The sequence below is a fragment of the Streptococcus sp. LPB0220 genome (assembly GCF_008727815.1).
GTDB lineage: Bacteria > Bacillota > Bacilli > Lactobacillales > Streptococcaceae > Streptococcus.
In genome coordinates, this window is record NZ_CP044230.1 from 1,857,172 (window position 1) to 1,871,736 (window position 14,565).

The 14,565-nt window shown below is 42.8% G+C and carries 17 protein-coding genes; 6 read left to right on the top strand and 11 right to left on the bottom strand.

The window, feature by feature from the left end:
- Position 1 precedes the first annotated feature (1 nt).
- The 4 genes from larB (at position 2) to LPB220_RS09495 (ending at position 4,247) form a co-directional block, all read left to right on the top strand.
- Entirely contained in the window at positions 2-769 is a 768-nt protein-coding gene (gene larB / locus LPB220_RS09480; RefSeq protein WP_023919185.1) for a nickel pincer cofactor biosynthesis protein LarB, read from the top strand.
- Positions 769-2,202 (top strand): nickel pincer cofactor biosynthesis protein LarC, encoded by a 1,434-nt coding sequence (gene larC, locus LPB220_RS09485; protein WP_150906587.1) that lies wholly within the window; start codon positions 769-771, stop codon positions 2,200-2,202. Before larB ends, larC begins: the two co-directional genes overlap by 1 nt.
- Before the next feature lie 20 nt (positions 2,203-2,222).
- Positions 2,223-2,936 (top strand): D/L-lactic acid transporter LarD, encoded by a 714-nt coding sequence (gene larD / locus LPB220_RS09490; protein ID WP_049489294.1) that lies wholly within the window; start codon positions 2,223-2,225, stop codon positions 2,934-2,936.
- Between the two features lie 138 nt (positions 2,937-3,074).
- The gene (locus LPB220_RS09495; RefSeq protein WP_150906589.1) at positions 3,075-4,247 is read left to right on the top strand and encodes an NAD(P)/FAD-dependent oxidoreductase; all 1,173 of its coding nucleotides are present in this window, start codon (positions 3,075-3,077) and stop codon (positions 4,245-4,247) included.
- A 35-nt stretch (positions 4,248-4,282) separates the two neighbouring features.
- Here LPB220_RS09495 and LPB220_RS09500 read toward each other — a convergent pair whose 3' ends face one another.
- The 11 genes from LPB220_RS09500 to tsaB all read right to left on the bottom strand — a co-directional run bounded on the left by LPB220_RS09500 (position 4,283) and on the right by tsaB (position 12,296).
- Positions 4,283-4,945: a hypothetical protein gene (locus LPB220_RS09500; protein WP_070665650.1), complete on the bottom strand. Its 663-nt coding sequence runs from the start codon at positions 4,943-4,945 to the stop codon at positions 4,283-4,285.
- Between the two features lie 102 nt (positions 4,946-5,047).
- A complete protein-coding gene (locus LPB220_RS09505) occupies positions 5,048-5,374 on the bottom strand; it encodes an AzlD domain-containing protein (protein ID WP_023919193.1) in 327 nt (108 codons plus the stop codon).
- Entirely contained in the window at positions 5,361-6,056 is a 696-nt protein-coding gene (locus LPB220_RS09510) for an AzlC family ABC transporter permease (RefSeq protein WP_023919195.1), read from the bottom strand. Before LPB220_RS09510 ends, LPB220_RS09505 begins: the two co-directional genes overlap by 14 nt.
- A 109-nt stretch (positions 6,057-6,165) precedes the next feature.
- The gene (locus tag LPB220_RS09515; protein WP_023919197.1) at positions 6,166-6,753 is read right to left on the bottom strand and encodes a hypothetical protein; all 588 of its coding nucleotides are present in this window, start codon (positions 6,751-6,753) and stop codon (positions 6,166-6,168) included.
- A 1-nt stretch (position 6,754) separates the two neighbouring features.
- Positions 6,755-7,423: a DUF443 family protein gene (locus LPB220_RS09520; RefSeq protein ID WP_023919199.1), complete on the bottom strand. Its 669-nt coding sequence runs from the start codon at positions 7,421-7,423 to the stop codon at positions 6,755-6,757.
- Positions 7,424-7,517: 94 nt separating this feature from the next.
- The gene (locus LPB220_RS09525; RefSeq protein WP_225305912.1) at positions 7,518-8,435 is read right to left on the bottom strand and encodes a hypothetical protein; all 918 of its coding nucleotides are present in this window, start codon (positions 8,433-8,435) and stop codon (positions 7,518-7,520) included.
- A 37-nt stretch (positions 8,436-8,472) separates the two neighbouring features.
- Entirely contained in the window at positions 8,473-9,018 is a 546-nt protein-coding gene (locus LPB220_RS09530; RefSeq protein WP_150906591.1) for a hypothetical protein, read from the bottom strand.
- A 51-nt stretch (positions 9,019-9,069) separates the two neighbouring features.
- Positions 9,070-10,158 (bottom strand): hypothetical protein, encoded by a 1,089-nt coding sequence (locus LPB220_RS09535; RefSeq protein ID WP_225305913.1) that lies wholly within the window; start codon positions 10,156-10,158, stop codon positions 9,070-9,072.
- Between the two features lie 20 nt (positions 10,159-10,178).
- Positions 10,179-11,189, bottom strand: a complete 1,011-nt coding sequence (gene tsaD / locus LPB220_RS09540; protein ID WP_150906592.1) for a tRNA (adenosine(37)-N6)-threonylcarbamoyltransferase complex transferase subunit TsaD — start codon at positions 11,187-11,189, stop codon at positions 10,179-10,181.
- Entirely contained in the window at positions 11,179-11,616 is a 438-nt protein-coding gene (gene rimI / locus LPB220_RS09545) for a ribosomal protein S18-alanine N-acetyltransferase (RefSeq protein WP_023919208.1), read from the bottom strand. The genes tsaD and rimI overlap by 11 nt, the downstream gene beginning before the upstream one ends.
- On the bottom strand, positions 11,613-12,296 hold the full coding sequence (gene tsaB, locus LPB220_RS09550) for a tRNA (adenosine(37)-N6)-threonylcarbamoyltransferase complex dimerization subunit type 1 TsaB (protein ID WP_023919210.1): 684 nt from the start codon (positions 12,294-12,296) through the stop codon (positions 11,613-11,615). Before tsaB ends, rimI begins: the two co-directional genes overlap by 4 nt.
- Before the next feature lie 292 nt (positions 12,297-12,588).
- Between tsaB and LPB220_RS09555 the strand changes: the two genes are divergently transcribed.
- Together LPB220_RS09555 and rnjA are read left to right on the top strand one after the other, a co-directional pair.
- The gene (locus LPB220_RS09555; protein ID WP_021153967.1) at positions 12,589-12,819 is read left to right on the top strand and encodes a DNA-directed RNA polymerase subunit epsilon; all 231 of its coding nucleotides are present in this window, start codon (positions 12,589-12,591) and stop codon (positions 12,817-12,819) included.
- Positions 12,820-12,822: 3 nt separating this feature from the next.
- On the top strand, positions 12,823-14,505 hold the full coding sequence (gene rnjA, locus LPB220_RS09560) for a ribonuclease J1 (protein WP_150906594.1): 1,683 nt from the start codon (positions 12,823-12,825) through the stop codon (positions 14,503-14,505).
- Positions 14,506-14,565: the final 60 nt, after the last annotated feature.

A 14,565-nucleotide genomic window follows, 5' to 3' on the forward strand; every position in this document is an offset into this window, starting at 1 on the left:
CATGGATTTTCAACCCAATCTAGAACAAACACTCCGTTCTTTGCAAGCAGGTCATCTCTCCGTTGAGGATGCGCTTGAGCAAATCAACGGGGTTAAAGAACTAGGGTATGCAGCAATTGATACTGACCGGCAACGTCGCAACGGCTTCCCTGAAGTCGTATACGGCGAAGGAAAGACAGTTGAGCAAATTGAAGGAATCCTGCAATTTCTTTCACAAAAAGAATTGCCGATCCTCACAACAAGAGTCTCTCTCCAAAAGGGAGAGGCTCTTTCTCAGCGCTTTCCGACTGGCCACTATTATCCAGAAGCCCGCTGCTTCGTTCTCAACTCTAAAAAGGAAGAAGCCGATCCTGAACACTACATTGCGGTCGTCACAGCAGGGACAAGTGATGTTCCTGTTGCAGAAGAAGCTGCAGTCACTGCAGAAACCTTTGGCCATTCGGTTCGCCGAATCTATGATGTGGGAGTCGCCGGCATCCATCGCCTCTTCAATCGCTTAGAAGAGATCCAAAAAGCCAGTGTGATCATCGTGATTGCTGGTATGGAAGGAGCTCTTGTCAGTGTCGTAGGAGGCCTTGTGGATGTCCCCGTTATTGCCGTTCCGACTAGTATTGGATACGGAAGCAACCTTCAAGGGCTAACGACCCTGATGAGTATGTTGACCTCTTGCGCTTCTGGCGTAACGGTCGTCAACATTGATAACGGATTTGGTGCAGCTTATTCAGCATGTATGATCAATCGACTCAACCACAATCGAAAGGAAAACTGATGACCAGTCTATTTTTAGAACCTTTTTCTGGAATAAGTGGCGATATGCTCAATGGTCTTCTTGTGGACCTTGGGGCAGATGTCGAGCTTCTTCACACAGAACTCGAGAAACTGGGAGTGGATGGTTTCCACCTCCACGTTCATCGCGTCGCAAAAAGCGCAATTTGGGGAACTGATTTCGATGTTCACCTTCACCACGGGGAGAAAGATACGGGGATTGAAGGTGATTTTGATCACGATCATGAACATCATCATGATCACGAACATCATCACGATCACGAACATCATCACGATCACGAACATCATCACGATCACGAACATCATCACGATCACGAACATCATCACGATCACGAACATCATCACGATCACGAACATCATCACGATCACGAACATCATCACGATCATGAACACCATCACGATCATGAACACCATCATCACCATTCCCACGCGGATGCTCGCAGTTATGCGGATATCCACGATCTGATTGCCGCTTCACAGTTGAGTCCTTTTGTGAAAGAAAAGAGTCTTGAAGTCTTTCTTGATATCGCAAAGGCCGAAGCAGCTGTGCATAACATGCCTGTCGAACAGATTCATTTCCATGAAATTGGTGCAATTGATTCCATCGTCGACATCGTTAGCTTTTTCATCCTAGTGGAATCGCTCGGTATCGATACAGTTTACTCTACTCCTCTCACTGAGGGAAGTGGGACCATTTCAGTTGCCCATGGAGAAATGCCTGTTCCGGTTCCCGCTGTGATGCAGTTGAGAAAAGGAACGACTATTCCGATTACTCAAGACTTCACAGTTAAAACGGAGTTGATTACTCCGACAGGGTTAGCCCTCCTTAAAGCATTGTCACCAATCTTTGAACCAATCCCCTCTCACCTTTCCATCGAAAGTGTGGGATATGGATTTGGTAAAAGAGAGACTGGAAAATTCAATGCTTTACGCGGTTCGCTATTGAAAGAAGACACCACTCACAGCACCACTGTTGTTCATCGCACGGAAGATCAAATTATTGAGATCACCACTACGATCGATGATCAAACACCAGAGCAACTTGGTTATATTATCCACCGTTTCCTGGACGCTGGAGCTTTAGATGTCTACTATCGTAGCGTCGTTATGAAAAAGAATCGCCCTGGCTTTGAATTGATTCTCTTGATTCAAGGAAGTCAGTTGGAAGATTTTTCAGCCCTCTTGTTCAAAGAAACCAGTACCATTGGTTTTCGATACCAACAAGTCGACCGAAAGGTCATGCAACGTCGATTTGAACAAATCGATACGGAATTTGGACCCGTTACGGTAAAAATTAACCAGTACGGATCTACCACTAAAAAAACACTTGAATACGAAGACTGTCAGCGTATTGCTACGGAGATGCAGTTGCCGATTCAAGAAGTTTATCACCAATTACAAAAATACATTTATTAATTTAGGAGACATTAATTAACATGACACATCAATTACTTGCAGAAGTTATGAGTACAGCTTTGATGATTATCTTCGGGGTTGGCGTACACTGTGACGACGTTTTGAAGAAAACAAAATATGCTGGAACTGGACACTTATTCGCGATCACTACATGGGCATTCGGTATCACTGTCTGCTTGTTCGTCTTTGGCGGCGTTTCAATGAACCCTGCTATGGCTTTGTTGAAAGTCCTTCTTGGTAAATTGACAATCGCTCAATTCTTCCCAATTGCAATCGCTGAAATGATAGGTGCCTTCCTTGGTGCAGTCATTGCTTACTTTATGTACGCAGACCACTTCAAGATTTCTGAAGGTCAAATTGATGGTGTTGCTATCCGTAACATCTTCTCAACTAACCCTAACTGCCGTAACCTTCCACGTAACTACTTCGTCGAAGCGTTCGCAACATTTATCTTCTTGACATCTATCATGGCTGCTGAACACGCCAACGAAGCAATGCTTCCATTCACTGTTGGTTTGATCGTTTGGGCTATCGGTATGGGTCTTGGTGGTACTACAGGTTTCGCGATGAACCAAGCGCGTGACCTTGGACCTCGTTTCGCTTACCAAATCTTGCCAATCAAAGATAAAGTAAACAACGACTGGCAATATGGTCTTCTTGTACCAGGTACTGCTCCATTTGTTGGTGCTGTCCTTGCCTTCTTCTTCATCCGTTACTTCCTTGGAATCATGTAATAAGTTGATCGAAGAATCATTCAAAAGCAAGCATCGAAAGATGCTTGTTTTTTTGATTCCTTCATTTTCCGAAGCCGTCCATAAAATGATATAATGGACAAAGCAAATCATGAAAGAAACAAAAGAAGGAAGAACGACATGACTCATTTTCACACCATTGTCATCGGCGGTGGCCCAGCAGGTATGATGGCGACCATTGCCAGCGCCTCTTATGGCCAACCTACGCTACTGATCGAAAAAAATAAAAAGCTGGGTAAGAAACTTGCAGGTACCGGAGGGGGGCGCTGTAATGTCACAAACAACGGGACCTTAGACGATTTGATGGCCGGTATCCCTGGAAATGGCCGTTTCCTTTACAGTGTGTTTTCCCAATTTGATAATCATGATATCATCCAATTTTTTACCGATAATGGCGTCAAGTTAAAAGTCGAAGACCATGGCCGGGTCTTTCCTGTTAGTGATCAATCTCGCACCATTATTCAAGCCTTAGAAAATAAGATTCTTGAGCTTAGTGCTAGCATTGCCACCAACTGTGAAGTGGTCTCTGTCACCAAGCCAGAAGACGTCTTCATCGTCAAATCATCTGAAAATACTTGGACAGCCGATAAGCTGATCGTTACGACTGGAGGCAAATCCTACCCTTCTACCGGCTCTACTGGCTACGGACACGAAATCGCCCGCCACTTCAAACACACCATCACCGATCTAGAAGCGGCAGAAAGTCCTCTTTTGACAGATTTTCCACACAAGGCCCTCCAAGGGATCTCTCTGACAGATGTGACCCTCAGCTACGGCAAACACATCATCACACACGACCTGCTCTTTACCCATTTTGGACTTTCTGGCCCTGCAGCCCTTCGGATGTCTAGCTTTGTTAAAGGCGGGGAAATCTTATCTCTAGACCTCCTTCCGACCACTTCTTCTCAAGTGTTAAAAGACTTTCTAGAAGAGCATCGAGAAAAGGCGATTAAAAATAGCCTCAAAGCCCTGCTTCCTGAACGATTAGCTGATTTCTTGGCGCAAGGATTCCCTGAAAAAGCCAAGCAACTCACTCCTCCTCAAACAGAAGAGCTCATTCAAAAGATCAAAGAGCTGCCTATCCCCGTCACTGGGAAGATGTCACTAGCCAAGTCCTTTGTCACCAAGGGCGGTGTCAGCCTTAAAGAAATCAATCCTAAAACCCTAGAAAGTAAGCTCGTTCCTGGACTCCACTTTGCAGGAGAAGTCCTCGATATCAATGCCCATACAGGCGGTTTCAATATTACAGCCGCCCTCTGCACCGGTTGGGTAGCAGGGAGCCCTCATTACTAAAAAAACGAACTCGATTTTCCATCGAGTTCGTCTTTTTATTGTTCTTTGGTTAATGAAAAACGGAAATCATTGTATTTGGTGTAGTCAAATTCTGTATTGACAGGCGCTGTGAAAACAATCGGGGTATAATGGCCTTCTTCCAAGACAAAACCTGGCTCCAGTCGGAAGTTGGCTACACCTAGCCCTGTGATCCCAGGAAGCAAGGCATCAGCTCCATCCAATCCTTCTGACTCCCAATAGTAGATATTGCCTGTTGCTTTTACTGCTCTTGCTGTATAGGTAGCTGTCCGAGTTGGTTCGCTATCATTTTTGAAGCTAACCACTGTTGTCACATCTCCATTGGCATCCACTGTCATTTTAATCGCATCCGCTTGTGGGCTAGATCCTACCCAAGTTCCCACCAGTTCTGCAGGGACAGTAGCTTGCGTCGTAGTAGACGCATTGTCAGTCTTACTAGAGTCTTTTGCAGCTGTCGCGCTACTGGCTTGAGTCGAAGAGCTAGCTGTATCGTTTGCCTGAGAGGAAGATGCCGCACTCTTTTTGCTATTACTTTTGGCTTTTTTCTCTACCTTGCTGGTAGATGCTTTTTCGGATGAGGAAGCTGTTTTTTTATCCTTAGCACCACAACCACCGAGAGCTAGACCAAGTGAAGCAGCCACCAGAACAGCGGCACTCCAACGGAAGATTGATTTTTTCATACGATCACCTCTTTATCTTTCTGACTTCCATTATACTCCAATTGTTACAAAAATCAAGTTTTTTTGTAACAATTGTAATTTTTTTGTAACATATTTTTCCATTTAAAACACCAATCGCAATAGGGCGATCAAGACAATTCCAAACAAAACGGTTCCCATAAGGTTTTTGTAACGAAAGGCGACAAAGAGACTGGGAATGGTCACTACTAGGTCCAACCAGTGAAACTGCGGGAGGCTTCCAATTTTTCCATCTACTAAGCTTGATAAAACCAAGGCAAAGATAATGGAAATGGGCAGGTATTTGAGAAAGCGGGTCACAGGAGCCGGCAGTCCCTTGTATTTGACTAAGAGGAAGGGCAAGATCCGAGGAATCCAGGTAACGAGGGCTGAGGCCAGAATGGCCATGAAGATATAACTATTCACGCGCATCACAGACCACCCCCACAAAACAGCCGATCAAGGTCGCAGCTAACACTGCTAGAGGTTGCGAAACAAAAAAGAGTAAGAGAAAGAAACTCACTGCTACTGCTAACAGCACCATGAGCATGGTCTTGGTCTTTTCTGTTAGTTGCATTCCTTGAAACTGGGCTGCAAAAATCCCAATAAACATAGCCACTAAGGCAAAATCAAGCCCAAAAGCCTTTGGATCAGGTAGGAGAGATCCCAGAGCTGTTCCGATAACCGTCGCACTGATCCAAGCCACATAGCCTACTAGATTGTTCCCATGCATCCAAGGAACTGTAATGGTATCCGTCTTTAACTTCTCACTCAAGTAGACCCCATAACTCTCATCGGTCAGGAGACTTCCAATCCCAATGGTATGAGCAAGGCTCGCATCCTTAAAATCCGTGGACGTATGCAGACTCATCAACATATTCCGGAGATTGATCAAACACACCGTCAAGGCCATATTCAGAATCGAAGAGTGGGCCGCAATCAGAGAGAGCATCGCAAACTGAGCTGCCCCAGCATAGACCAAGACACTCATCAAGGCCATCTCCAAAGGAGAAAGATAGGGAGACGCCACCACACCGCAAGCTAGGCCAATACTGATATAGCCCAAAGCAGTCGGTAGCGCGTCCCTCACCCCCTGCCAAAAATCTTTTTCCACTCTCTCACTCCTTTCTGAATCATTGACCTCTATTATAACACAAGAAAAAAAGTTGAAAAGGGACCAATGAGAGAGAATGGATAAGCCTCGATATATTTCTATCTCTCCCCTAATGATTCACTTTTAAATCCGACATCTCTAATGACATCTTTTCTTCTTGTGTCATGCTCTCGACAATTTGTTTTTGCTCGCTGGATATTGGCAAGATCAAAATCGTAGCAGATTGATCCGGCAATGCTCCACTGTCACTAATTTTATAGCCAATCCGTTGATGTTGATAAATGAATTGCCCATCATATTTCCAATTTAATGAAAAGTCAAAATCCTTATCAATTTGAAATCCAGCTTTGTTAATCAATAGAAAAACGGCATATTCTTGTTGATTAGATGAGAAAGTTGCTCCAGTATAGTTGATCGATAGGCTTCCTTTATTTCCAAGTTCTGGATGTTCCTTGGTTAATTTCTTCCCTAATTCAATTACATTTGATTCTTTTCCTTCATACTGTGGTCCCACCACAAACTGCAAGCCTTTTTCATTTTTAACAGTTGAAGACTCTTTTGAAATCTGCTCCGTTTTGCTCTGCGAAGAATCTTTTGATTCCTGTCGAGACTGGACGCATGCTGTTAATGATAGAAGCGCTACTAACAAAACGATCGTTTTTTCATCATTTCTACTCCTTTTTCTTGTCCATTTCATTCTAGTTACTTTTTTCGATGACTATCTCTTCTACACTATCAAACTGTAAATTCCCTGTTTTAGCTCCTAAAAGAACTGGAACTTTACCAAATTCAAAGGTCAATAGAAAAGCCGTAAGAATACCGCCTATCACCAAAAAGATCCCCTCTTGTCCATTATTGTTGAATAAATACATGGCTAAACAGGCCAGTAAGACAACATTTAATAGATGGGCATCAAAAATTTGCTTTCTTTCTGGTATCGGCTTGAAAGTCACCCTGTATCTCTTCCTCGCTGTAGGAAATAGATTCTTAACTTTTTTACGAGCCTTTGCTATAGAAAATCGAAAGAACGCAAAAGATATAAGCATGGCAACCATGAATAAGACCATCTTTAGAAAAATTTGCTGACTAATATCATACTCACTGAATAGATTTTGTAAGAGTCTATAAACCACTCCAACAAATGGCTGGACTATAATGGCTGCTGTCCCTCCTTTTATTTTATTGATGGGTGTGCCTGGAATTTCAACTTTTTTATTTACTTCCATCATCTCAACAGTGATAGCTTCCGTTGGCATCCCCCAATAATAGAGCTTAGGCTTCATGGTACTAGCATCTAACAGAAATTTTTTGCCATTGTACTCTACCAGTTGGTGACAGAAAATACTTGTTTCTTTATATTCTAACATCCTATTTACTTCCTACATGCTTTCAACATAGCGTCCTAGACGGTACTAACCTGATCAAATCCAGCTTTCTTCTCCCAACCTTCCAGATGAGGCTTTACTCAGCCAATTCACCACCTTTTCCATTGTAGTATTGTTTAAACTCATCATAAGAACGAATTTCATGTTCTTGACCATCTATTGAGTACCGAGCTTCAATTTTTACACCAGGTAAGGTGTCCTGTCCTTTAGGTGCAAACCAGTGAAGAAGAGTATCAAACCATTCCTTACTACTTAACAACTGTAATCTAGGTTCAATCCAGTACTCACCACTCAACATTTTCTCTTTGAATTCCGGATAAATTACAAATAAATTGATATCTGTATTTACATTCTTAGCCTGTTTCTGAAATTTAAATCCTGCTTGAAGGTCAAAACCGGTATTCTTATCGATTAATTCCATTAAATTTGTATAGTCTATTATTTTTTCCTTAACTGCACTGCCCTCTGGGATGGCATATTTGCTATAGTATTTCTGTTCATCCAACTTGTAATAAATATTTTTCCCATTTCCAATACTACGTTCCATTGCGCTACGAGAATCAAAATAGATTAGATCTACAACACTTACTCCACTATTAACATTTATTTGATAATCATAAATAAAGGCTTTTGGTGCTGTCTTACGAATCTCATCTAAAGCATTTACGGTTGTTTCTTTAAAATGATTGTCAATCTCGTAATATCGGAATCCGACATACTCCCATTTTATTCTGTCATCGGTTTTTACATAGTCAAAACCAACCAGATACTTCCCATCAACCAAGGTCAGATCCTTACTCAAAACAAATTGATTTTTCTCACCAAATAGCTGAACATCCTTGAGATTCCCTTCATGAATGATTTTTGTTGAGCTAGGTCTCTTTTCGATAGGTTTTTTCTTAGTCTCTGAAGGTTTAAAATAAAACACCAAACCAACTATAACACCCAATATGAAAACCAGTTTCAAACTTAAAATTTTTTTCAATACATCCACCTACTTTTCAAAATCCTCTTGACCATCAGAGATTTTCTTACTTACCATTTTCCACTTCTTGAGATATGATCTCTATCATATAAGGCCATTTGGATAATTGGTAATCAAATTTAAACATAAATATCACTAAAAAACTAATGAGCAAAAAGAGGACTGCAATGGTTTCATTGCCAATCACAAACAAAAGAATCGCGGCTACAGTTAGGAGTCTAAAAAGATTAAGGATACAGGTGAAGTACACCCTTCGTCTCTTCAAGGAACTGATCAATTTTTTTCCTTGATCCTCCTCTAACTTGGATGGCTGTAATTTCAGACTCGCATGGTAATATCGAATGATCCACGCCGCAAGAAAGTAGGAGAAGACACCTAAAATTGGAATCGTTCCAAGTCGTACCAACTGATTGTCAAATATTCCAGCCTCCGCTAATCCATCCGAAATTTTGTTGATAATAAATAATGTAATAGGGAGCAGTACATAAGACCAGTAGTTAAGAGAAGATGTCTCTTCTAGTATGACTTTTTCCTCCCAATCAAAATGGAAATTCTTGTTCTCCCATATTCCTAAATTAATCATTGTTTGCATAACAACCTCTTTTTCACTCTCCTTGTATGTTTTCTAAAAATTCTCTCAGTATCAATATGAAAAAGATTTACCGTTATAATACTTTTGAATCTCGTCGAACTGAGAGATTTTCGTATCCTTATTTTCTATACTCAGTTCTTTAGGTAGGTAAGCATGATCGTACACAGAAGAACCTAATTTAAGAAATTCTGATTCAAGATCTATCAATTCTTTTCCATTCGTAATGGCACCATTCTCAGAATTGATCACTTTATACGCAAAACCTTCTGGTTTTGAAAAGAGTTTAAATGCTGTCGGATAAGATGCTCTTAAATTGATATCCCCTTTGAAAGATTTTTCCTTCCAAAAATAATTATCAAACGGAAGAACTCCAGCAGTGTAGCCTTTACGGGTAGAAATGGAGAGATACACTCTATTTTTCTCATTAACTTCTTCTTCCGTTATTTCTTTATCGATTTTAAGGGTTTTAAGATTAAGCAAGAAATAACGTGACTGAGTTTGCTTCATAATTTTAATGATAGCGTAGTCATTCCCATTCATTTTTCGAAGAGTAGGGAAAGGACTATAGAGCTCAAAATCATCGTTTTTTACATACTCCACCATCATCTTCCAAAGATCGACTTCCTTTCGTTTCGCCTTACTCCCTGTCAAATCATAAATCTCTAAATGGGCAAATTCATCTGATTTCATTTTTTTCGATGGAATAATACCTCTTACTCTGTTCCTTTGTCTAACCAAATAATTAGAGTTCACCTCAACCCAATCTGATGAATCAGGAGACTTCAAAGATTTCTTCCGTTCTTTTTCATCAAACTTCCATTCGACCACAAGCCCATTTTTTGCATGGATAAATTGAAAGTCTTTAATATCAGATTTCGCATTATAGACCGAGAATTCGTAAGACTCTTTATCTTTGTCACTTTTTTCAATTTTCTTTTTTGATTCACATCCTGCAACCAGTAGCAAACAGACAGCAAAGACAAGAATCGTACCAATTCTATATTTATAGCTCTTCTCTTTCTTCATATCTATTCTCTTCCACCTCAGTTTCATTCCTTCTATCATACCGAATTTTCTTTCACCTCGCAAATCCGCTACTAGTTGGTGAGATTCCAGCAAAAAAGCCATTGGACCTTGCACATCCAATTGGCTCCTTTTTCTTATTCAATTCCTTCAAAGGCCAAGCTTGGTTTGGCATTGAGGTCCCAGCCTGCGAAGTTTTCTTTGTTCCATTCACTAACGCTAGCATAGGCAATCATCCCTGCATTGTCCCCGCAGAGACGCAGAGGCGGAATGATGACCTTAACATCCGTGATGTCAGAAGCCAAGCGTTCACGGAGACCTTGGTTGGCTGCGACCCCACCCGCAACGACTAGAGTCTTGACTGGATATTTCTCCAAAGCCTTCTTGGTCTTGGCCATGAGAATGTCTAAGACGGCTGCTTGGAAACTCGCTGACAGGTCCGCATTAGAGAGACTTTCCCCTTTTTGCTGGGCATTGTGGTGCAGATTGATAAAGGCCGATTTGAGCCCTGAAAAAGAAAATTCCAGATTGTCTTCTTTGATCATGGCCCGTGGAAAATCATAAATATCAGCCCCTTGGTGGGCTAGCTGATCAATCTCACGTCCTGCTGGATAGGTCAAGCCCATCACGCGCCCGACCTTGTCATAAGCCTCTCCTACAGCGTCATCACGGGTCTCTCCGACGATCTTATAATCCCCCGCTTCACTGACATAGACCAACTCGGTATGTCCTCCACTCACCAGCAAGGCTAAGAGCGGAAATTCTAAGGGCTCGACGCTTTGAGCGGCCATCAAGTGCCCTGCCATATGATTGACTGGAATCAAAGGGAGTCCATGCGCCCAGGCAAAGGCCTTAGCTGCAGCCAAGCCGACTAAAAGAGCCCCAACCAGGCCTGGGCCGTAAGTAACGGCTACAGCAGTGACCTCGTCTTCTGTGATGCCGGCTTCTTCTAGGGCTTCTTCAATACATGCCGTGATGACTTCCACATGGTGACGAGAGGCTACCTCAGGCACTACTCCACCAAAACGCTTGTGACTTTCGATTTGACTGGCAATGACATTGGATAAGAGTTGGTCGTCATTTTTCAAGACAGCCACGCTGGTCTCATCACACGATGTCTCAAAAGCCAAAATATATCTATCTTTCATTTGGGTTCCTCTTCATGATCACGGCATCCTCTATCGGATCGTGATAGTAGTTTTTCCTCCGTGCAATTTCTTCAAAATGCATTTTTTTGTATAGGCCTTGGGCCGGTTGATTGGACACGCGCACTTCTAAGAAAATCTCTTTTTGGTCCGGCAACTGCGCGAGTAACTGCTGAGCTAGGCCTCGGCCCTGAAAGGCGCGCTTGACCGCAATCTGCAAAACCTCTGCTTCATAGAGAGTATCTTGAATGGCGACAAACCCAAGGACTTGTCCCTCATCCACAGCTAGGAAATAGGAGATCGATTCCTGCTCTAAATCGGCTTCGATCTGCTCCAACTTCCAGGGACTAGCTTCATAGACATCTTCCATCACAGAGAGAATAGCGGCTGCATCCTGAATTCGCCCCTTTTTGATTTCTACTTTGATCATAGACGCTTGATGTAGGAGGTCGTTGTTTCCGTGTGGTCTTTGAGCCAGTTTTCCTCCGCTTCGACCCGTTTGAGATAATTGGGGACAAAATCATGGAGGCTAGCAGGTACTTGTTTGAGGCCGAGACGTCCGATTTTCACTGCATCTGGCAGTGTTTCAGAGCAAGTAGCACTTGGCAGGCTAGAGGCAATCTGCTCCTTAAAAGCCGTGACCTCTCCGACAAAGGTGACCTGCTCACTCGTTGCTGCACGCTCTAGGACTTCCTCAAATGGAAAATGCCCTTCTGGCGCGACCAGCTGATCTCCTTGGTAAAAACCCGCATAGACGTTGTTCCGACGGGCATCCATGACAGGTACTACCAAACCTTCTAGATCATCCGGCACTAGGGCTAAGAGGCTTGAAACCCCGACCAATTCAATCCCTAAAGTATGAGCCAAGGTCTTTGCGGTTGCGACTGCAATGCGCAGCCCAGTATAGCTCCCAGGACCTTCTGCCACCACGATGCGGTCCAAGTCCTTGGGTGTCAAGTCGATTTGTTGCATCAAAAAATCGATGACCGGCATCAAGGTGATACTATGATTCTTTTTAATGGTTAAAGTTGTTTCTGCAAGTAGAGTCTCATCTTCTAAAATCGCTACAGAAAGAGCCTTACTCGAGGTATCAAATGCTAATAATTTCATTTCCTACTCCTCTTGAACTGGATTATATTATACTACAAATTCCCTTCAAATCCCAGCGAAACTTTCCCTTAGAGTGCAGGATTTTCATATCCAAAACCTCTCAAAAGCTTCTCTATTATAGGTCTTTGCCTCTCTGACTTTTCCAGTCTATCTTTTACTTACAGGCGAATTTATGATATAATGATAATTAATTGTATCGAATCAGGTCCACTAGTTGCGAGTAGAAAACTCTAGTGATTGCACTCCTTCGCAGCTAACAAATAGACCGAAATAATGAAAGGAAAATTACTTCATGATTTACAAAGTTTTTTATCAGGAAACAAAAGAACGGAACCCTCGTCGTGAAACGACGCATGCACTTTATCTCGATATTGATGCACCGAATGAACGCGAAGGACGCATCCAAGCACGTCAATTGGTTGAAGCAAACACAGATTTCAACATTGAATTTATCACACCACTTTCTGAGCAACATCTTGCTTACGAGAAAGAGTCAGGTGCTTTTGAACTAACGGAGTACTAATCCATGGCTTATACCTTAAAACCTGAAGAAGTTGGTGTATTTGCCATTGGTGGACTTGGAGAGATCGGAAAAAATACCTACGGGATCGAATACCAAGATGAAATCATCATTGTCGATGCCGGGATCAAATTTCCAGAAGATGACCTCCTTGGGATCGACTATGTAATCCCAGATTACTCTTATATCGTTGACAATATCGATCGCGTCAAAGCGGTCCTCATTACCCACGGGCACGAAGACCACATCGGTGGGATTCCTTTCCTTTTGAAGCAAGCCAATGTCCCTATCTATGCTGGGCCTTTGGCGCTTGCCTTAATCCGTGGAAAATTAGAAGAGCATGGTCTTCTTCGTGATGCCAAACTCTACGAAATCAACCAAAACACTGAACTTCAATTTAAAAATCTTAAAGCAACCTTCTTCCGTACGACTCACTCGATTCCAGAACCTTTAGGGATTGTGATTCACACCCCTCAAGGAAAGATTGTTTGTACCGGAGACTTCAAATTCGACTTCACACCTGTTGGGGAACCAGCTGACCTCCATCGTATGGCAGCTCTTGGAGAAGAAGGCGTTCTCTGCCTGCTTTCAGACTCAACCAACGCGGAAATCCCAACCTTTACCAACTCTGAAAAAGTGGTTGGCCAATCCATCATGAAGATCATCGAAGGGATCCACGGACGCATCATCTTTGCTTCCTTTGCTTCGAATATCTTCCGTCTCCAACAAGCTGCTGAGGCTGCTGTCAAGACCGGTCGCAAGATCGTCGTCTTTGGACGCTCGATGGAAAAAGCCATCGTCAATGGAATCGAGCTTGGCTACATCAAGGTCCCCGCTGGAACCATTATCGAGCCAAATGAGATCAAAGACTATGCGGCCAATGAGATCCTGATCATGTGTACAGGAAGCCAAGGAGAGCCAATGGCAGCCCTCTCTCGGATTGCCAACGGAACGCACCGCCAAGTGCAACTCCAACCAGGAGATACTGTGATCTTCTCTTCTAGTCCAATTCCTGGAAATACAACCAGTGTGAATAAATTGATCAATACGATTTCTGAAGCGGGTGTAGAGGTCATTCACGGGAAGATCAACAATATCCATACTTCTGGACACGGGGGGCAACAAGAACAAAAACTTATGCTCCGCTTGATCAAACCAAAATACTTCATGCCTGTCCATGGTGAATACCGGATGCAGAAGATCCACGCAGGACTTGCGCGTGATTGCGGAGTGGAAAAAGACAATATCTACATCATGAGTAATGGTGATGTCCTCGCTCTTACAGCCAACTCTGCTCGGATCGCAGGAAGCTTTAACGCCCAAGATATATATGTCGATGGAAATCGTATCGGTGAAATCGGGGCTGCTGTCCTTCGTGACCGGAGAGACCTTTCCGAAGACGGTGTTGTGCTTGCTGTTGCGACTGTTGACTTCAAATCGAAGATGATACTGGCTGGACCAGACATCTTGAGCCGTGGTTTCATCTACATGCGTGAATCAGGAGATCTGATTCGTGAAAGCCAACGCATTCTCTTCAATGCTATTCGTATCACCTTGAAGAACAAAGATGCCAATATCCAAACCGTTAATGGTGCGATTGTTAATGCCCTTCGTCCATTCTTATACGAGAGCACGGAACGTGAACCTATCATTATCCCAATGATTCTCACACCAGATGACGAAAATTAAAAAAACAACCAGTTGAGACCACTGTTTCAACTGGTTTTATGATGACTTTTTGAGGATCAA